This window comes from Amycolatopsis sp. NPDC049159, from assembly GCF_040648295.1.
In the GTDB taxonomy this organism is placed as follows: Bacteria; Actinomycetota; Actinomycetes; order Mycobacteriales; family Pseudonocardiaceae; genus Amycolatopsis; species Amycolatopsis pretoriensis_A.
This window is the reverse complement of sequence record NZ_JBEZDL010000011.1, coordinates 93,146-112,107: the sequence shown is the minus strand read 5'-3', so window position 1 is coordinate 112,107 and position 18,962 is coordinate 93,146. Positions and strand designations below refer to the sequence as shown.

At 72.7% G+C, this 18,962-nt stretch carries 16 protein-coding genes; 9 read left to right on the top strand and 7 right to left on the bottom strand.

Annotated features, from left to right (window positions below):
* Position 1 precedes the first annotated feature (1 nt).
* Positions 2-1,132 (top strand): iron-containing alcohol dehydrogenase, encoded by a 1,131-nt coding sequence (locus AB0B33_RS21395; protein ID WP_360774376.1) that lies wholly within the window; start codon positions 2-4, stop codon positions 1,130-1,132.
* Between the two features lie 172 nt (positions 1,133-1,304).
* Here the strand turns inward: AB0B33_RS21395 and AB0B33_RS21390 are convergent, their stop codons facing one another.
* The 3 genes from AB0B33_RS21390 to AB0B33_RS21380 all read right to left on the bottom strand — a co-directional run bounded on the left by AB0B33_RS21390 (position 1,305) and on the right by AB0B33_RS21380 (position 2,999).
* The gene (locus AB0B33_RS21390; RefSeq protein WP_247013439.1) at positions 1,305-1,718 is read right to left on the bottom strand and encodes an Lsr2 family protein; all 414 of its coding nucleotides are present in this window, start codon (positions 1,716-1,718) and stop codon (positions 1,305-1,307) included.
* 140 nt (positions 1,719-1,858) lie between these two features.
* On the bottom strand, positions 1,859-2,026 hold the full coding sequence (locus AB0B33_RS21385) for a hypothetical protein (RefSeq protein WP_360774372.1): 168 nt from the start codon (positions 2,024-2,026) through the stop codon (positions 1,859-1,861).
* 307 nt (positions 2,027-2,333) lie between these two features.
* Complete coding sequence (locus AB0B33_RS21380; protein WP_360774369.1) at positions 2,334-2,999, bottom strand: HU family DNA-binding protein; 666 nt, start codon at positions 2,997-2,999, stop codon at positions 2,334-2,336.
* A 638-nt stretch (positions 3,000-3,637) separates the two neighbouring features.
* On the opposite strand from AB0B33_RS21380, the gene AB0B33_RS21375 reads away from it, so the two are divergent.
* Genes AB0B33_RS21375 through AB0B33_RS21360 form a run of 4 tightly spaced genes read left to right on the top strand, consistent with a single transcriptional unit; the run spans position 3,638 to position 10,947 of the window.
* Entirely contained in the window at positions 3,638-5,380 is a 1,743-nt protein-coding gene (locus AB0B33_RS21375) for an ATP-binding protein (protein ID WP_360774366.1), read from the top strand.
* Between the two features lie 35 nt (positions 5,381-5,415).
* The gene (locus AB0B33_RS21370) at positions 5,416-6,576 is read left to right on the top strand and encodes an exonuclease SbcCD subunit D (RefSeq protein WP_360774363.1); all 1,161 of its coding nucleotides are present in this window, start codon (positions 5,416-5,418) and stop codon (positions 6,574-6,576) included.
* A gap of 1 nt (position 6,577) precedes the next feature.
* Complete coding sequence (locus AB0B33_RS21365; protein ID WP_360774360.1) at positions 6,578-9,979, top strand: SMC family ATPase; 3,402 nt, start codon at positions 6,578-6,580, stop codon at positions 9,977-9,979.
* The gene (locus tag AB0B33_RS21360; RefSeq protein ID WP_247013428.1) at positions 9,976-10,947 is read left to right on the top strand and encodes a hypothetical protein; all 972 of its coding nucleotides are present in this window, start codon (positions 9,976-9,978) and stop codon (positions 10,945-10,947) included. The genes AB0B33_RS21365 and AB0B33_RS21360 overlap by 4 nt, the downstream gene beginning before the upstream one ends.
* 64 nt (positions 10,948-11,011) lie before the next feature.
* Here the strand turns inward: AB0B33_RS21360 and AB0B33_RS21355 are convergent, their stop codons facing one another.
* Positions 11,012-11,497: a hypothetical protein gene (locus tag AB0B33_RS21355; RefSeq protein ID WP_360774356.1), complete on the bottom strand. Its 486-nt coding sequence runs from the start codon at positions 11,495-11,497 to the stop codon at positions 11,012-11,014.
* 130 nt (positions 11,498-11,627) lie between these two features.
* Here AB0B33_RS21355 and AB0B33_RS21350 point away from each other — a divergent pair, with 130 nt between their 5' ends.
* On the top strand, positions 11,628-13,682 hold the full coding sequence (locus tag AB0B33_RS21350; protein WP_360774353.1) for a glycoside hydrolase family 3 C-terminal domain-containing protein: 2,055 nt from the start codon (positions 11,628-11,630) through the stop codon (positions 13,680-13,682).
* A 23-nt stretch (positions 13,683-13,705) separates the two neighbouring features.
* Here AB0B33_RS21350 and AB0B33_RS21345 read toward each other — a convergent pair whose 3' ends face one another.
* The 3 genes from AB0B33_RS21345 to AB0B33_RS21335 all read right to left on the bottom strand — a co-directional run bounded on the left by AB0B33_RS21345 (position 13,706) and on the right by AB0B33_RS21335 (position 15,414).
* Positions 13,706-14,281, bottom strand: coding sequence for a hypothetical protein (locus AB0B33_RS21345; RefSeq protein WP_360774350.1), 576 nt, complete (start codon positions 14,279-14,281; stop codon positions 13,706-13,708).
* 57 nt (positions 14,282-14,338) lie between these two features.
* Positions 14,339-14,590, bottom strand: a complete 252-nt coding sequence (locus tag AB0B33_RS21340; protein WP_360774347.1) for a hypothetical protein — start codon at positions 14,588-14,590, stop codon at positions 14,339-14,341.
* Positions 14,591-14,712: 122 nt separating this feature from the next.
* Positions 14,713-15,414, bottom strand: a complete 702-nt coding sequence (locus AB0B33_RS21335; protein ID WP_163046815.1) for an IclR family transcriptional regulator — start codon at positions 15,412-15,414, stop codon at positions 14,713-14,715.
* Between the two features lie 143 nt (positions 15,415-15,557).
* On the opposite strand from AB0B33_RS21335, the gene leuC reads away from it, so the two are divergent.
* The 3 genes from leuC to AB0B33_RS21320 all read left to right on the top strand — a co-directional run bounded on the left by leuC (position 15,558) and on the right by AB0B33_RS21320 (position 18,535).
* A complete protein-coding gene (leuC, locus tag AB0B33_RS21330; protein WP_360774344.1) occupies positions 15,558-16,991 on the top strand; it encodes a 3-isopropylmalate dehydratase large subunit in 1,434 nt (477 codons plus the stop codon).
* Positions 16,992-17,012: 21 nt separating this feature from the next.
* The gene (leuD, locus tag AB0B33_RS21325) at positions 17,013-17,615 is read left to right on the top strand and encodes a 3-isopropylmalate dehydratase small subunit (RefSeq protein ID WP_247013411.1); all 603 of its coding nucleotides are present in this window, start codon (positions 17,013-17,015) and stop codon (positions 17,613-17,615) included.
* 227 nt (positions 17,616-17,842) lie between these two features.
* Complete coding sequence (locus AB0B33_RS21320; protein ID WP_360774340.1) at positions 17,843-18,535, top strand: HU family DNA-binding protein; 693 nt, start codon at positions 17,843-17,845, stop codon at positions 18,533-18,535.
* Positions 18,536-18,962: the final 427 nt, after the last annotated feature.

Sequence of the window (18,962 nt, the reverse complement as noted above, 5' to 3'; positions counted from 1 at the left end):
CATGCGCTTGTCCGTGGAGCCGGGCGGCCGTACCGAATACGGCCCCGGCGTCGTCGCCGAACTGCCCGCTTTCGTCGAGGTGGTGGGGTACGCCCGGGTGTTCGTGGTCACCGACCGCGGCCTGCGGGCCACCGGGATCGTCGGCCGCGTCGAGAAGATCCTGGCGAGGCCCGGGATCGAGTACGTCGTGCACGAAGACGTGGGGCCGAACCCGTCGACGGCCGAGCTGGACCGCGGTGCCGCCCGCTTGCGCGCCTTCGGCGACGCGGCGGTGCTCGCGCTCGGCGGGGGTTCCGCGCTGGACGCGGCGAAGGGGATTTCCCTGCTCGCGGGCAACCCGGCGGCCGCCGCCGCGGACGCCGACCGCCTGTGGGACGCCGCCGGCGGGCTGCCGTTGATCGCGGTCCCGACGACGTCGGGGACCGGTGCGGAGACCAACGGCTTCGGCGTCACCGAGGACGTCCGCGCCTGCCGCAAGGTCTACATCGGACACCCGTCGGTGAAGCCGCTGATCGCCGTACTGGATCCCGAGCTGACGGTGGGGTTGCCTGCGCCGGTCACGGCCGCTTCGGGGCTGGATGCCCTGGTCCACGGCATCGAGTCGCTGTCTTCACGCGGGTCCAGCCCGATCTCGGCCGCGTACGCCACGCAGGCGATCAGCCTCGTCGGCCGCTGGTTGCCGGTCGCGTTCCGGGACGGCGGGGACCTCCAGGCGCGTGCTCAGGTCATGCTGGGGGCGCACCTGGCGGGGCACGCTTTGACGCTGTCGGGACTCGGGCTGGTCCACGGCATCGGGCACGCGCTGACCGCGCACACCGGGACGCCGCACGGTGTCGCGCTGGCCGCCGTGCTGGAGGAGGTCATGGAGTTCAGCGTGGAGGCGGCCGCTTCGGCTTACGAGAGCACGGCGTGGGCGCTGCGGGTGACGCCGGCTACGGCGGAGGCGGCGATCGGGGCGGTGCGGGAGGTTTCCGGCGTGCTCGGCATCAAACGGCCGGTGCGGGAGCTGGGGGTGGACCGGGCGGGGATCGCGGTCATCGCGGCGGACGCGGTGGCTGACGCTGTGACGAAGAACGCGCCGAGGCTGCCTGCGGAAGCCGAGGTCGTCTCGCTGCTCGAGTCGGTTTACTGACGAGCTTCGCGAGGAAAAGAATGCCGGCCCGGAATTCGGGTTACTGCCAAAAGTGACGGGTTGATCGCTGGCCGTTGCCGGGCCGGGTGGGGAAATGGCCTCCGTCGGCGGCGAGGGTGTTCAGTCCTTGCCGCCAACGGGCCGGGTCCCCAGTGATCTGCCGGCCACCGCCTTACTTCTTCGCGGCGGCGACCTTCTTGCGCGGGGCACGCTTGCGCGGGGCGGCCGCGGGGGTTTCCGCTTCCTCGACCTGGGCCTGCTCGTAAGCCGCGATCACCTCGGAAGAAAGGCGGCCGCGCTCGGAGACCTCGTAGCCGTTCGCGTTGGCCCAGGCGCGGATCTGCTGGTTGCGCTCGCGGTCGGTCGTGCTGGTCGTCGTCGACTGGCCGGTGGCCACGCGGACCTTGCGGCCCCCGATGCGACGGCCGGCCGAGACGTAGCGGGCCAGTTCGTCGCGCAGGCTGGCGGCGTTGTCGTCCGACAGGTCGATTTCGTAGGTGACGCCGTCGAGGCCGAACTGAACGGTCTGGGCGGCTTTGCTGCCGTCGATGTCGTCCAGGATCTCGACGAGGACTTTCTGGGCCACGGGAATGCTCCTCAGCTGGATGTGCGTCCGGGGAACGTGACGTGTGACAAGTTGCACAATGGTCGACGTCCTTCGGTGGAGTGTATCCAGTCGAGGATAGGTACGGCAATTTCCCGTCCACTCGGCCGACGTGCGGTGGGTTAATCGGCTCGCATTCCCGGATCGAAGCCCGCCTCGCCCGGGGCGTCGCCGTCGTCCGCGTCGGCCAGGTGGGCCTGTTCGGCGGCCTCCTTGGCCTCCTTGATGGACTGACGGCTGTGGGCCAGGTCCGCTTCGGGGTCCTGCGGCCGGTTCTCGTTCTCCGTCATCTCGACTCCTTTTGCCGGGTGTGATTCCCGGCGGCTACCCCGGAACCGGGACCGGCAACCACCGGCGTTCACCCCAACGGGTGGGCCGGGACCGCGACTTCGCCGAGAGCCGGGTGCGCGGTGGGTTTCGGCGTGCTTGCCGCTACCGGCGGACTGACGGGTGGCGAAGCGTCGTGACCGCAGCCGGGGCTTGTGCCTGCCGGACTGCCGTGCGGGCGGGCCGGGACCGGTTTCGGGGTACCGGGAACGCGGAAGGGCCCCGCACCAGTTCGGTGCGGGGCCCTTCCGATGTCGCCAGGGGGTGGAACTACTTCTTCTTGGCGGCGGAGGTGCGCTTGGCCGGAGCCTTGGCGGCGGCGGGCTTCTTCGCCGCGGCGGTCTTGGTCGCGGCCGGCTTGGCGGCGGCCTTGGCGCGGGTGGTGGTGGCCTTCGCCGTGGTGGCCTTGGCCGCGGTGGTCTTCGCCGCGGTCTTCGGGGCCGCCTTGGTGGCGGTGGCCTTGGCGGCCGGCTTGGCGGCGGCGGCGCGGGTGCGCGTGGTGGTCGCCCGCGTGGTGGCCGGCTTGGCGGCGGCCGCCCGCGTGGTGCGGGTGGTGGTGGCCTTGGCCGGGGCCGCGGCGGCGGCCTTGGTGGCGGTCGCGCGGGTCGTCGTCGTCGCCGCGGCGGCGCGCTTGACCGGGGTGGCCTTCGGCAGCTTCTTGGTGCCGGAGATGACGTCCTTGAAGGTCGTGCCGGCGCGGAAGGCGGGCACGTTGGTCTTCTTGACGCGCACGGCCTCACCGGTGCGCGGGTTGCGCGCGGTACGAGCGGCGCGGGCGCGCTTCTCGAACACACCGAAGCCGGTGATGTTGACCTTCTCGCCCTTGTTGACCGTCCGGATGATGATGTCCACCAGACCGTCAACGGCCTGCGAAGCCACCTTCTTGTCGCCCAGACGCTCCGACAGCGCCTCGATCAGCTGGGCCTTGTTCGTCATTCCAGTCCTCCATAGTGGAACTTAGTCACGGCCCATCTCGGCCGACACTGCACACGGTATTACCAATACCGCACAAAATCCAACCGGGGGTCGAAATTTTTCCTTGTACGGGGGCGGGTTCCGCCTCCCCGGCGGCCTCCCCCGGAGAGTTCCCGGACCACGCCCCGGAGTCCGGGCACGGCCCTGAGCAGGCAAAACACCAACCCGGTGCCGTCCACAGTGGTCGTCCATATAGGACCCGAGGGCCTTTTGGAGAACTTTCCCCGCGACACGCCCGGAGCGGCCCCTCCCGCCGTGTGGCGGGGGCCACCGGGTCCCGATCCCGCGCAGCGGCCGGGGTTCGGGGCCCCGCCCGGAGGCCGTCCGAGGGCCGTCCGGCGCCGCTTCGCCGTGGAGCCAGGGGAAGCGGGACGCGGGCGGCGCCGGACCCGCTGCGGGGCTTGGCGAGCGGGACGCCGGCGCCCGCCGGAAACCGGCCTGCGGCGGCGAAAGGATCTTCCCCGAAGGGTGAACTCACTCGTTCGGCGCAGTCTTGGCCCGCGCGGGCAACCCGGGGAGTACGCCGTGTTGGGCGCGGGGCGAAACCGCAGGCGGGCTAGTCTGCCGCGGGAGGAACACCCGCGCGGACAGGGAGAACCGTGGACCAGGAGACGCTCACCACCGTGGTCGGACGGGTGGCAGGCACCGAGGACTCGACGCCGCTGCAGTTCAGCGTGGCCATCGATCCGGAAGCCTATCTGCAGCTCGACGACGTCGTCGTGACCCGGCGGGATCTGCCGGGGCTCGGGGAAGTCACCTCTTACGGCGTGGTCACGCAGGTGAGCGCGCGGCACGAAGGCGCCAGCTTCGGCAGCGACGTCTTCCTGATCTCCGACGGCGTCCTGCCCGCGCAGGTGCAGGAGATCGCCGAGATCGCCACCACCCGCGTCGAACCCGAGTGCTACGTGCCGCCCAAGCCGGGCGCCGTCGTCTCGCGCGCCGTGGGGGAAGATCGCGCGCAGGCGCTGTACTTCGACAACATGACCCGCCAGGTGGCGGTCGGCCTCGGCCGCGACGGCGAACCCGTCTTCCTCAACATGGACTTCCTCGACGGCACGCGGGGTGCGCACGTCAGCATCAGCGGGGTCTCCGGCGTGGCCACCAAGACGTCGTTCGCGTTGTTCCTGCTGCACTCGATCTTCCGCGGCGGCGCCCTGCCCAACGCCCACAACGCCAAGGCCCTCGTCTTCTCCGTGAAGGGCGAGGACCTGCTGTTCCTCGACACCCCGAACGTCCACCTCGACGAGAAGCTCAAGGCCGGGTACGCCAAGCTCGGCCTGCCCGCGGAGCCGTTCGCCTCCGTCGGGTTCTACGCGCCGCCGACGCCGTCGGACACCACGGGGAAGCCTTACGTCACCGGGCGGACCTCGGGGGTCGGCGCGTTCTGGTGGACCATCGCGGAGTTCTGCGCGAAGGACCTGCTGCCCTACGTCTTCGCCGACGCCGAGGACGAGCGCAACCAGTACACGATGGTCATCCACCAGGTCGCGAACCGGTTGCGGCTGGACAGCACCCCGGCCGGCAAGGACGGCGCGGCCAACGTCGACGGCGTGCTCTGCCGCACCTACGCGGAACTCGTCGACGTCATCTGCGAACGCGTCACCGACGAGGAAACCCGCGCGAGCTGGGCGGGTGCGGTCACCGGCGCGGGCACGGTCAACGCGTTCATCCGCCGCCTGCGCTCCAGCCAGCGCGCGCTGTCCGGCCTCATCCGCGGCGACCTCGCCGACCACCCCGCGCGCTCGTTGTCCACGGAGAACCAGCAGGTGACCGTGGTGGACATCCACAACCTCGTCGAGCGCGCGCAGCGGTTCGTCGTCGGGGTGACGCTGGCGGCGGAGACCGCGCGCAAGGAAGCCGCCGGCCCGGGCGGGTTGCTGTTCACCATGCTGGACGAGCTCAACAAGTACGCGCCGCGGGAAGGCAGCAGCCCCATCAAGGAGGTGCTGCTGGACATCGCAGAGCGCGGCCGCTCCCTCGGCGTCATCCTGATCGGCGCGCAGCAGACCGCCAGCGAGGTCGAGCGCCGGATCGTCAGCAACAGCTCGGTGCGGATCGTCGGGCGCCTCGACGCCGCCGAGGCTTCGCGGCCCGAGTACGGCTTCCTGCCGCAGAGCCAGCGGGTCCGCGCGACGCTCGCCACGCCGGGCACGATGTTCGTGAGCCAGCCGGAGATCCCGGTGCCGATCGCCGTCGGCTTCCCGTTCCCGGCCTGGGCCACGCGGCTTTCCGAGGCCGGTCAGGTGCCGGTGAAGACGGCGTCGGCGAAGAAGGCCGATCCCTTCGCCGGCCTGCCCTCGGGCAGCGCCGACCCCTTCGGTGACGACCCGCCGCCCTTCTGAGCCCGCTGCCCGCTATCCGAACGGAAGGACGAAGTGTGAAGTTCCTGCACACCTCCGATTGGCACGTCGGCAAGACGCTCAAGGGCCGCAACCGGCTCGACGAGCAGCGCGCGGTGCTCGGCGAAATCGTCCGGATCGCGCGGAAGGAGGAGTTCGACGCGGTCCTCGTCGCGGGTGACCTGTACGAGACGTCGGCACCTTCGGCCGCCGCGCAGGAGCTCGTGGTGCAGGCGCTGATGGCGCTGCGCGAGACCGGTGCCGAGGTGCTGGCCATCGCCGGGAACCACGACCACGCCGCGACGTTCGAGGCCTACCGGCCGCTGCTGCGCAAAGCGGGCATCCACCTCACCGGGAACCCGCGCCCGGCCGCCGACGGCGGGGTCGTGTCGTTCGACGCGCGGTCGACCGGCGAGCGCGTCAACGTCGCCGTGCTGCCCTTCCTTTCCCAGCGCTACGCGGTCCGCGCCGCCGAGCTGATCACCGGGACCCCGGCGGACAACGTCGGCGAGTACGACCAGCGCGTGCGCGACATCCTGGAACGCCTCAAGGAAGGCTTCACGCCCGGCGCGGTCAACCTCGTCATGGCGCACCTGACGGTGACCGGCGGCGCGCTGGGCGGCGGCGAGCGCGCGGCGCAGTCCATCTTCGAGTACCACGTGCCCGCCACGGCGTTCGGCGCCGACCCGCACTACGTCGCGCTCGGCCACCTGCACCGCCGCCAGTCGCTGCCCGCCGCGTGCCCGGTGCACTACAGCGGTTCGCCGTTCGCCGTCGACTTCGGCGAGCAGGACAACAAGAGCGTGGTGCTCGCCGTCGAGGTTTCGCCGACGACGCCGGCGAAGATCACGGACCTGCCGCTGACCGCGGGGCGGCGGCTGCGGACCGTCCACGGCACGGTGGCCGAGCTGACCGGCCGCGCGGCGGAGTTCGGCGAGGACTACCTGCGCGTCTACGTCCGCGAAGCGACCAGGGCCGGGCTGCGCGAGGAAATCCAGGAAGCCCTGCCCAACGCCCTGGAAATCCGCATCGACCCGGAGTTCGCCGCGCCGATCACGACGTCGGCGGGCGACCGCGCGATCGCGGACCGCTCACCGGGGGAGCTGTTCGCGTCCTACTGCGAAGAACGGACCGTCGACGACAAGCGCGTCCAGTCGCTCTTCGCGCGGCTGCACGACGAAGAGACGAGCGGGGTGTGACATGCGGCCAGTGCTGCTGGAGATGACCGGCTTCGCGTCCTTCCGCGAGAAGACCGAAGTCAGCTTCGCGGACACCGACTACTTCGCCCTCGTCGGGCCGACCGGCGCGGGCAAGAGCACCGTGATCGACGCGCTCACCTTCGCCCTCTACGGCTCCGTCGCCCGCTGGGACCACGAAGGCCTGGTCGCGCCCGCGCTCGCGCCGACGGCGAACCGGGCCACCGTGCGGCTCGTGTTCGACGCGGGTGGCACGCGCTACCACGTCGTGCGGGAAGTCCGGCGCAGCGGCGGGAAGAAACCCACGGTCAGCGTCAAGAACGTCCGCCTGGAACGGCTGGTCGACCCCGCCGCGCTCGGGGGGCCGGAGGACGACGCCGACCCGGTCGCCGCGGACTCCGAGGTCACCCCGGCGGTCGAACGCCTGCTCGGGTTGACGTTCAAGCACTTCTGCACCTGCGTGGCGCTGCCGCAGGGCGACTTCGCGGAGTTCCTGCACGCCAAGGCCGCCGACCGGCAGAAGATCCTCATCAAGCTGCTGGGCCTGGAGGTCTACGAGCGGATCGGCCGCCGCGCCGGCGTGACGGCGGAGCAGCAGAAGCAGCGGGCGGCCGTCCTCACCGAACAGCTGGGCAGCTACGCCGACGCGACCGCGGAGGCCGTCGACGCGCTCGCCGCGCGGATGACCGCCCTCGCCGAGCTGGACGCGCGCGTGACCGCGGCCCTGCCCGGGCTGAACGACGCGACCCGCGCGCACGACGAAGCACGGCAACGCGTCGCCGCGCTGACGAAGGAACTGAGCGTCCTCGACGCGCTGGAACGCCCGGACGGCGTCGAAGACCTCGAAACCCGGCGCCGGGCGGCGGTCGACGCGACGACGGCTGCGCGGGCGGGGCTCGAAGCCGGTGAGGCGGCGGACGAAGCGGCTCGTGCCGCGCTGGCCGCCGCGCCGGACCGCGGCGAGCTGGAACGGATCCGCGCCGCCCGCGCGGAACTCGCCGAAGCCGAGAAGGCACTCCCGGGCCTGGAGGAAGCGGCGAAAGCGGCAACGGAGGCGAGGACGGCCGCGTCGGAGGCGGTCGCCGAAGCCGTGGCCGCGGTCGAGGCGGCCCGCAAGACCCGGGACACCACCGCGCGCGCCGCCGAGGACGCGGCCGCGCGGGCGGAGGCGTCCCGCCGGGAACGCGACCGGCTGAGCGGGGTGCGGCCGCCCGCGGATCTCGGCGACCTGTCGGAAGAGGCGGCGCGGGTGGCGAAGCGCACGGCCGAGGCCGATGCCCGCCTGCGCGCCGCCGAGACCGCCGACGCCGAAGCCCGCGCGGCGCTGGCCGCGCAGCCCGACGTCGCCCCGCTGGCCGCCGCGCGCTCCGACGCCCGGACGCTCTACGCGGTCGCCGAAGCCCAGCGCAAGGCCGCGCCCGAGCAGGCCGCGCGCCGGACGGAACTCGAAGCGGCGCGAAGCGCCTTCGCCGATGCCGACGCCGAAGTCACCGCGGCGAAGGCGGCGGTGACCGAAGCCGACCGGGCCGGGCAGGCGCTGGGCCTGCGGGCCGGGCTCGCCGTCGGGCACCCGTGCCCGGTGTGCGAGCAGGAAGTCGCGACGTTGCCCGACGCCGGCGGGCACGCCCACCTCGCCGAGGCGCGGGAACGCCTGGAGCGGGCCGAAGCCGCCCGCGCCGCCGCCGAGTCCGCGCTGCGCAAGCTGGAACGGGCCGTGGACCGCGACGCCGACGCCGCCGCGTCGGCGGCCGCGCAGGCGGAAGAACTGCGCGAGGTGCTCGCGGGAGTGGCCGGACCGCCGGAGTCGGTGGTCCTGCGCCGCCCGGTCGAGGCGGCGTTTTCCGAGCAGGACTACGCGGATCTCGTCACGGCCGTGCGGGAGCGGGGCGAGTGGCTGTCGGCGACGATCGACGCCCGCACCCGCGTCGCCGAGACCGCGACCGCCGCCGACCGGGAGCTGGCTGCGGCCCGCACCGGCCGCGCGGCCGCGCAGCGCGAGGCCGACGTCGTCGAAAAGTCGTTCGCCGCGGCCAAGGAAGCCCTGCGGGCGGCCCGCGATCCCCTGGTGGAGCTGGGCGCGCCCGCGGTCGACACCGGAGACGTCCCGGCGGGCTGGCGGCTGCTGACGTCGTGGGCGGCGTCGGCGGTCGAGGACCGGCGGACCGCGCTGGCCGCGCTCGAAGCGGCCGCCGAAGCCGCGGGCAAGGAAGCCGTCGTCGCGGCGGACGACCTCGCCTCCGCCGAGCGGGCCGCCGAGCAGCGCCGTGAGCAGGCGGGAGAAGCGGCACTGGCCGAACAGTCCGCGAGCACCACGCTGACGACGACCCGGCGCCGGCACGCCGAACTCGGCTCGATGCTGGACGGTGCGCCCGCCGCCGACGTGGTCACCGAGCAGCTCGCGAAGGTCGCCGAACTCGAACAAGCCGCCAAGAAGGCGGACGCCGACCTGCGGACCGCCCGCGCCGCCGCGAAACAGGCGTCGGAAGCCCAGGCCCGCGTCGACGGACAGGTCGCCGCCGAACGGCAGCGGCTGTCCCGCGCGCGGGATCCCCTGGTCGGTCTGGGTGCTCCGCCGATCCACGGGGAAAGCCTCCTCGGCGCGTGGACCGCGTTGACGGACTGGGCGGCCGGGCAGGCGAACGAGCACCGCGACCGGCTGGCCGCCGCCGGCACCGCCGAGGGCGAAGCCGCCGAAGCGTTGCGGGCGGCCGAACGCGCGGTCACCGGCGACATCACCGCGCTCGAGGTCGAGCTGCCCGAAGGATCGGTGCGGGACCGGGCGCCGGTGGCCCTCGCGACCGCGCGGGCCCGCGCCGAAGCCGACCACACGGAAATGAAGCGGCGCGTGGCGCACGTGGCGGGGCTGCAGGCCGACATCGCGGCCGCGGAGGCGGAGTCGCAGGTCGCGCGGCTGCTCGCGGATCTGCTGCGCTCGGACAAGTTCCCGCGCTGGCTCATCGCCGGTGCGCTCGACACGCTGGTCGCCGAGGCGTCGGCGTCGCTGCTCGAACTCTCCGGCGGCCAGTTCGAGCTCACCCACGACAAGGGCGATTTCCTGGTGGTGGACCACAACGAGGCCGACGCGCGGCGCCCGGTCAAGACGCTGTCCGGCGGGGAGACGTTCCAGGCGTCGCTTTCGCTGGCGCTGGCGTTGTCGTCGCAGCTCGGCGCGATGGCCGCGGAGGGCGCGACCCGGCTCGAGTCCATCTTCCTCGACGAAGGTTTCGGGACGCTGGACGAAGCCACCCTCGACGTCGTGGCGTCCACGCTGGAGAACCTCGCCGCCACCGGCTCCCGGATGGTCGGGGTGATCACGCACGTGCCGGCGCTGGCCGAGCGCGTCCCGGTGCGGTTCCTGGTCACCCGCGACGGGTCCGGCTCGCACATCGGCAGGGAGGGCGCATGACCGCCGTGGCAGGCATGAACTTCAGCATCGACACCTGGGACCCGGGCTACGGCAGCTCGATGGAGGCCGAGGAACTGGGCCGGTCCCAGGCCGAGGTCGAGCTCGACGTCGAAGTCCCGGAAGACGAGTGGGCGCCGATCGACCCGTCCCCGGTGACGCCGCCCGAGGCCGTGCTGTTCGTCGACGGCGTCCGGCGGATCGACGCGCGCGTCTGGATCGACGACCCGGCGGGCACGAACTCGGCGTCGATCGGGATCTGCGCGTCCTACGCGGCCGGCGTGGTGTGCTGCTGCGAGGGGCAGGCGCACGTCGTCGGCACCGACGTCCGGCGCGGGCTGTTCACGGTGGCGCCGCAGGCGGACGACATCGCGACCCCGGCGGGCGTCTACACGGCGCACCGCGCGGCGCCCAAGGAAGACAAGCCGCTGCCGGTGGTGCTGTCCTCGGCGTTGCAGGAGCAGCTGGCCGAAGCCGAGCTGGAAACGGCGGTCCGGGCGCGCACGGCGAGCCACGTGCGCAGCGATCTGCTGGTCGTGGACGGGCCGTTGCGCGGGCGCGCGCACCTCGAGCGGGCGGTCGGGTTCATCAAGAGCCACCAGACGACCTACCTGCCCGGCGAGCTCAACGCGATGGTCGGCGCGCTCGGGCCGCACCAGCGGACACCGGTGTTCCTGATGGGGACGAGCTGGGTCCGGCACTCCTGGTACCTGCGCCTGCCGTCCGTCGGCGGCCCGCCGTGGTCGGGGGTCGTGCGGGTGGAGGCGGCGCCGCACCTCGGACGCGCGGAGGTGGCCGGGCTGGCGAACCTCACGCAGTCGGTGCTGGGGCGGTTCGCGTCGGTGGCCTACAAGGACTCGCGCGCGCCGCAGAACCTGTACCCGATCGCCGGGCTGGAGCGCGACCTGCGGCACCGGCTGGGCGACCAGCAGTTCGTCTACCGCGCGCTGCGCCTGGCGGCCGCTCGCTGACGCCGGGGCCCCGGGACGGTGGGCCTGGGAGCGCGCGCCGTCCCGGGGTGTCCGGGGTGGCGGATCAGCTCAGCGAGCCGTCCCCCGTCTGCGGCGCACCGGCCGGCTTGACCGCGACCTGGGGTTTCGCCGGCTTGGGTGCCTTCGACGTCGCCGGTGGCTTCGGCTTGGTCGTGGGCGGTTTCGGGTGCGCCGAGCTGCTCGGCGGCGGCGTGCCGAGGATGGTGAAGCTGCCGGTGGCCACGCGGCCGTCCGAGCAGGTGAACTGCGCGGTGTACTTGCCCGGCGTCGTGATCGCCGTGGTGTGGCCGCCGGCGCGGCCGAAGTTGCCGCCCTCGGTGAACACCAGCGGCGCCGCGAACCCCTTCGACGTGACCGCCGTCTTCGGCGAGCAGCCGCTCAGCGCCGCGTGGGTTTCCGCGTCGACCCGGCCGCCCGGCTCCACCTGCTGGGTCAATCCCCAGCTGACGTCGGCCGCGCTCGCCGGGGCCGCGAGCGCGACCGTCGCCGCGCTCGCCGCCATTAGGCCGATCAGGGTTTTCTTGACCATGGTTCGTCCCCTCTCCTTCGTGCTCCTCCCACGCTTGAGCCGGGGAAACGGTTGAGCCCGCGGGAAATTTCATGTATGTGAACATCGTCGCGTCTATGTTTCCCGCTCATGTATGGGGTTAGCTTGGCCGATGCGCAACGGCCGGCTCGTTCTCGCTGTCGTCCTGGGTTTGTCGCTGGCGACGCCCGCCGCGGCGGCTGCCCAACCCTGGCGCGAAGCCGGGCAGCCGCCCGATCGCCGGGCCGCCGAGCTGATCGCGGCGATGACCCTCGACGAGAAGATCTCCCAGCTGCACCTGCAGCCCGACGCGGAGCACCAGCGGTACGTGCCGCCGATCCCGCGCCTCGGCGTACCCGGGTTCCGCATCGCCAACGGCCCGGCGGGCATGGGCCCGGCCGACGACAAGCCGCAGAAGCCGGCGACCGCGCTGCCCGCGACCATGGCGCTGGCGTCGACGTTCGACACCGGTGTCGCACGCCGGTACGGCCGGCTGATCGGCAGCGAAACCCGGGCGCTCGCGCACAACGTGTCCGAGGCGCCGGACATCAACATCGCCCGCGTCCCGCGCAACGGCCGGACCTTCGAGGGCATGGGGGAGGACCCGGTGCTCGCCGGCGCGCTGGCCGCCGCCGACATCCGCGGCATCCAGGAGAACGGCACGATCGCCGAGGTCAAGCACTACGCGGCGAACAACCAGGAGACGCAGCGGCAGAGCGTCGACGAGCACATCGACGAGCGCACGCTCAACGAGATCTACCTGCCGCACTTCGAGCAGTCGGTCGTCGAAGGCCACGCCGGCTCGGTGATGTGCGCGTACCCGAAGATCAACGGCATCTTCACGTGCGAGAACCCGGCGCTGCTGCAGGGCAAGCTGCGCGACGACTGGGGGTTCACGGGGTTCGTCCAGTCGGACTGGGGTGCCGCGCACAGCACCCTCGGGTCGGCGGCCGCGGGCATGAACCTCGAGATGATCGACGGCACCTGGTACGGCGACAGGATGAAGCAGGCCGTGCTCGCCGGGCAGGTCACCGAACAGCGCGTCGACGAGCTGCTGCTGCCGCGGTTCCGCACGATGTTCGCCTTCGGGCAGTTCGACCACCCGCCGGTGCTCTCGCCGTTGCCGACCGCGCAGCACGACGCCGCCGCGAAGGAGTTCGCCGAACGCGGCATGGTGCTGCTGCGCAACGAGCACGCCCAGCTCCCGCTCGACGACCGTGCGGTGAAGTCGATCGCGCTGATCGGCCCGTACGCGACCAAGGCCAAGACCGGTGGCGGTGGCAGCTCGGCGGTCATCCCGACGTCCACAGTGGACCCGTTGCCCGGGCTCCGGCAACGCGTTCCCGGTGCTGCCGTGACGCTCGACGACGGCAGCGACGTCACGAGGGCGGCGGAGCTGGCGCGCACGGCGGACGTCAGCGTGGTGATGGTCGGGGACGACGAGACCGAGGGCAAGGACCGGCCGAGCCTGGCGCTGGCGGGCAACCAGGACGCGCTGGTGGCCGCGGTCGCCGCGGCGAACCCGCGCACGGTGGTCGTGGTGAAGAGCGGCGGCCCGGTGCTGATGCCGTGGGCGGCTTCGGTGCCCGCGATCCTGCAGGCGTGGTACCCCGGCCAGCAGGACGGCGCGGCGGTGGCGGGCGTGCTGTTCGGCGACGTCGACCCTTCGGCCAAGCTGCCGATCACGTTCCCGGCGGCGGACGCGGACACCCCGGCGAACACGCCCGCGCAGTTCCCGGGTGTCGGTGGTGTCGCGACCTATTCGGAGGGGCTGCAGGTCGGCTACCGCTGGTTCGACGCGCAGGACCGGGCGCCGCTGTTCCCGTTCGGGCACGGGCTGTCGTACACGAAGTTCGCGTTCTCCGGGTTGTCGGTGCGCACCACGGGCGACGGCGCCACGGCGACGTTCACGGTCCGCAACACCGGACGGCGGGCGGGTGCGGAGGTCGCCCAGCTGTACCTGGGCTTCCCGGCGGCGGCCGGGGAACCGCCTCGGCAGCTGAAGGGGTTCTCGCGGGTTTCACTGGCGCCGGGGGAGTCCCAGCGCGTGACGATCCGGCTGGCCGCGCGCGACTTCTCGGTGTGGGACACGGCCGGCCACGCGTGGCAGCCGGTGCACGGCGGGTTCACGGTCTCGGTCGGCGACTCTTCGCGGTCCTTGCCGCTGCGGGCGTCGTTGACGCGGTGATGGCCAGGTGGCTCGCGCACGGGTCAGCCCTTGCAGCCCGGCACCGTCGCGGCGGCCTGTATCAGGTCCGGGGAGTCCACCATCGGCGCGATCGGGTCGTACGCCCCGTCGAGGTCCTGCTGCGCGCGCGTGACGGCGTCCGCCGCGGGGAGCTGGGACGCGCCGTCGCCGGGCCGGGCGCTGTCGAGGGCCTTCTTCGCCTCGGCCGCGTGGTCGCGGGCCGTCGTGTACTTCTTCACGAACGCCTGCCGGACCTTCTCGGCGGTCGGGACCGGGCCCGGGGGCAGGGCCGTGAGCTTGTCGACCACCTCGCCGGTGCGGGCCGCGATGCCGCCCAGCGTCTCGCTCAGCACCTTCTGCGCTTCGGCCACCGAGCCCGGCTCGGGCTTGCCGGGAGCGGCCTCGTCGTTGGTGCGGTCGCGGTAGCCGTGGATCGCGGAGCAGAAGCCGTCCATCCAGCTGAGCACGGCCGGGTCGGCGGTGGCCGCCGACGGGGTCGCGGGTGCCGTCACCGTCACGGTCGGCGGCGCGGCCGGTGGCGTGCCCGAACACGCCGTCAGCAGCAGGCAGGCGCCGAGCAGTCCCGGAACGAACTTCATGGGTCCCCCTCGCGGTGTCCTCGGCGGGTACACGCGCGAGCCTGCCCGAAGGTTGCTTCAGGCCGCGGCGAGGGTGCCACCCAGCGCCCGCTGCCCGTCGTCGGTGAGCTCCGCCCGCGCCCACTGCCCGACGGCCACGACCCGCGCCGGCCGGATCAGCCCCGCCCGCGCCAGCTCGTGCGCGGTGGACTGGTCGCAGCACGGCAGGCCGTCGACCCGCAGGTCCGGTTCGCAACTGCAGGTCAGCTCGGCGCGGCCGGCGCCGACCGCCCGCAACATCGCCAGTGCCCGTCTGTTCAGCATGGCCATCCCCCTCAGGTGGTTCCGACCCTGAAGAGACGTGACCGCCGTCACCGAATACGCGGTTTTCGCGAGGTTCCCCCGAACGGTGCACCTCGAAACCGGTCAAGCCCGAGTGCCGGCGCGGTTCCCTAAAGCCGTTCCTGCAAGGCGTCCGCCGCCGCGAGGAGGTCGGCCGCCCAGCGGGCGCCCGGCTTGCGGCCGATCCGCTCGATCGGGCCGGACACCGACACCGCCGCCACGACCGTGCCCGCCGAATCGCGCACCGGTGCCGAGATGCTCGCCACGCCGGGCTCGCGCTCGGCCACGCTCTGGGCCCACCCGCGCCGGCGCACCTCGAGGAGCGTGCGCTCGCCGAAGACCGCGTCGGCCAGGATCGTGCGCTGCGTGTGCGGGTCCGCCCACGCCGCGAGCACCTTCGCGCCCGAACCGGCCGTCATCGGCAGCCGTGAACCGATCGGGACGGTGTCGCGCAGGCCGCTGGGCGGTTCCGCCGTCGCGACGCACACGCGCTGGACGCCGTCGCGCCGGTAGAGCTGCACGCTTTCGCCGGTGACGTCCCGCAGCTTCGGCAGCACCACGCCCGCCGCGTCGAGCAGGGGATCCGTCGAGCCGCCCGCCAGTTCGGCCAGTGCCGTACCGGGGCGCCAGCGCCCGTCCGGACCGCGGCGCAGCAACCGGTGCACCTCGAGCCCGACCGCGAGCCGGTGCGCGGTGGCCCGCGGCAGACCGGTTCGCGTGCAGAGTTCCGCGAGGCCGCAGGGGTCGTCCGCGACCGCCTGCAGCACGGCCACTGCTTTGTCCAGTACTCCGATACCGCTATGCTGTCCCACGACCCGATACTAGCGTCCCGCACTTTGGGAAGTCCAGCATCTGGGAAAACCCTGAACTCGAGCTGCGCTCCTCCTTCGCGGCTCGCATTCGCCCCCGCGGTGCGCGCCCGAGTTCCGACGTCGAACCGTGGAAGGAGCCGGAGATGACCAGCCCGACCGGCAAGGCCCGCACACTGGCGGAGAAGGTGTGGGAAAGCCACCTCGTGCGCCGAGGGGAAGGCGCCGAACCGGATCTGCTCTACATCGACCTCCACCTGCTGCACGAAGTGACCAGCCCGCAGGCCTTCGACGGCCTCCGGCTGGCCGGGCGGCCGCTGCGCCGCCCCGACCTGACCATCGCGACCGAGGACCACAACGTCCCGACCGTCGACATCGAGCTCCCCATCGCCGATCCGGTCTCGCGCACCCAGGTCGACACCCTTCGGCGCAACTGCAAGGAGTTCGGTGTCCGGCTGCACCCGATGGGTGACGCCGAGCAGGGCATCGTGCACGTCATCGGCCCGCAGCTCGGCCTGACCCAGCCCGGCATGACCGTGGTCTGCGGCGACAGCCACACCTCCACGCACGGCGCGTTCGGCGCCATCGCCTTCGGCATCGGCACGTCCGAGGTCGAGCACGTCATGGCCACCCAGACGCTGCCGCTCCGTCCTTTCAAGACGATGGCGATCACGGTCGACGGCGAGCTGCGCCCCGGCGTCACGGCGAAGGACGTCATCCTCGCGGTGATCGCCAAGATCGGCACCGGCGGCGGCCAGGGCTACATCCTGGAGTACCGCGGCTCGGCCATCGAGGCGCTCTCGATGGAAGCCCGGATGACCGTCTGCAACATGTCGATCGAGGCCGGCGCCCGCGCCGGGATGATCGCCCCGGACGAGACGACGTTCGAGTACCTGAAGGGCCGCCCGCACGCGCCGAGCGGCGCCGACTGGGACGCGGCGGTCGAAAACTGGCGGCAGCTGCGCACCGACGACGGCGCCGAGTTCGACGCCGAGGTGCACCTGGACGCGGGCGCGCTGACGCCGTTCGTGACCTGGGGCACCAACCCCGGCCAGGGCCTGCCGCTGGGCGCCGACGTGCCCGACCCGGAGCAGATCCCGGACGAGAACGACCGCGTCGCGGCCGAGAAGGCCCTGTCCTACATGGATCTCAAGCCCGGCACGCCGCTGCGGGAGATCGCGGTGGACACCGTCTTCCTCGGCTCCTGCACCAACGGCCGGATCGAGGACCTGCGGGCCGCGGCCGAGGTGCTGCGCGGGCGCAAGGTGGCGGAGTCGGTCCGGATGCTGGTGGTCCCCGGCTCGATGCGGGTCCGCAAAGCCGCCGAAGCCGAGGGGCTCGACGCCGTCTTCACCGAGGCCGGCGCCGAGTGGCGCCAGGCGGGCTGCTCCATGTGCCTCGGCATGAACCCGGACCAGCTGAAGCCGGGCGAGCGCAGCGCGTCGACGTCGAACCGCAACTTCGAGGGCAGGCAGGGCAAGGGCGGCCGGACGCACCTGGTGTCGCCGCTGGTGGCCGCCGCGACGGCCGTCCGGGGGACGCTTTCGTCGCCGGAAGACCTGCTGACCGCCGCCCGCTGACCCACCCGAGGAGCTCCCACCATGGAACCGTTCACCCAGCACACCGGCGTCGGCGTCCCGCTGCGCCGGTCCAACGTGGACACCGACCAGATCATCCCGGCGGTCTACCTCAAGCGGGTCACCCGGACCGGCTTCGAGGACGGCCTGTTCGCCGCCTGGCGCGGTGACGAGGACTTCATCCTCAACTCCGAGCCGTTCAAGGCCGGCAGCGTGCTGGTCGCGGGACCGGACTTCGGAACCGGTTCCTCCCGCGAGCACGCCGTCTGGGCGCTGATGGACTACGGCTTCCGGGCCGTCATCTCGGCCCGCTTCGCCGACATCTTCCGCGGCAACTCCGGCAAGGGCGGCCTGGTGGCCGCGCAGTGCGAGCAGCACGACGTCGAACTGCTCTGGAAGCTGCTCGAGAACGAGCCCGGCACGGAGGTCACGGTCGACCTCGAGACCAAGACCGTGCGGGCCAAGGACTTCACCGCGCCCTTCCAGATCGACGACTACGTCCGCTGGCGCCTGCTGGAGGGCCTGGACGACATCGCTCTCACGTTGCGCCATGCCGGTGAGATCGACGCCTTCGAGGGCGGCCGCCCGTCCTGGAAGCCGACGACGACGCCGATCGCGGCGGGCTAGTCCACTCTTCGGCGGGATCCCTTGTGGTTCAAGGGATCCCGCCGTTTTCGCGGTTGCGTCCAGTCGATGCCGAACGGCCCTCGCGAGGCGTTCTTCGCGAGGCGGAACCCGCCCCGGGGCAAGGGAAAGGGTCCGCGTGCCGTTTGGAATTTGTGCTGCCTTGGTAATACCGTGTGCTGGTCGGCCGACCGGGCCGAGGACGGGTACTCCCTTCTTGGAGGACTGGAATGGCCAACAAGGCCCAGCTGATCGAGGCGCTGACGGAGCGCCTGGGCGACAAGAAGGCCGCTTCCGAGGCGGTCGACGGTCTGGTCGACATCATCATCCGGACGGTCAACAAGGGCGAAAAGGTCAACATCACCGGCTTCGGCGTGTTCGAGAAGCGCGCCCGCGCGGCCCGGACGGCCCGGAACCCGCGTACCGGTGAAGCCGTGCGGGTCAAGAAGACGAACGTGCCGGCGTTCCGGGCCGGGACGACTTTCAAGGACGTCGTTTCCGGGGCGAAGAAGCTGCCGAAGGCGACGCCGGCGAAGCGGGCGGCCGCGGGGAACCGCGCGTCCACGACGACTCGGGCGACGACACCGCGCGCAGCGGCAGCGAAGCCGGCGGCGGCCCGGGCGACGGCGACGCGGACCCGGGCAGCGGCGGCGAAGCCGGCCGCGACGACGGCGAAGCCGGCGACCACGCGGACTCGCGCGGCAGCGGCCCCGAAGGCGGCCGCGGCCAAGACGACCACGCGGGCGAAGGCGGCTCCGAAGGCGACCGCGCCGAAGCCTGCTGCGGCGAAGACCACGGCTGCCAAGACGACCGCGGCGAAGACGACGGCGGCGAAGCCGGCTGCCAGGACGACCACGGCCCGGAAGACCACCGCGGCCAAGGCACCGGCCAAGCGAACCTCGACCGCGGCGAAGAAGAGCTGACCACCGAAAACTGTCGGACCCCTGCGGTAACGTGAAATCAGGGGGCCCCAGGGGGCGACCCCTGCTCAGGCGATCGACTTTCCGGCGGGGCCCCGTGCGAAGGGCGCGGGGCCCCGCCGCATGTCCGGGGACAGGTGCGGCGAAAGCGATCCCCGCGCACGGAGTTCCGGGCCGGGGGGCGGTTGGTGCCACGCGGCGGGTTCCGGCTGGTCTTGCCGGGTGGGTGCGGTGGAAGTGATCCGCGCGCGGAGTTGCGGACCGGGCGGGGTAGGCCTGGTCGGGGGTCGCGCGGTTTGGCTGGTTTCGCCGGGTGGGTGCGGTGGAAGTGATCCGCGCGCGGAGTTGCGGACCGGGCGGGGTAGGCCTGGTCGGGGGTTACGTGGTTTGGCTGGTTTCGCCGGGTGGGTGCGGTGGAAGCGGTCCGCGC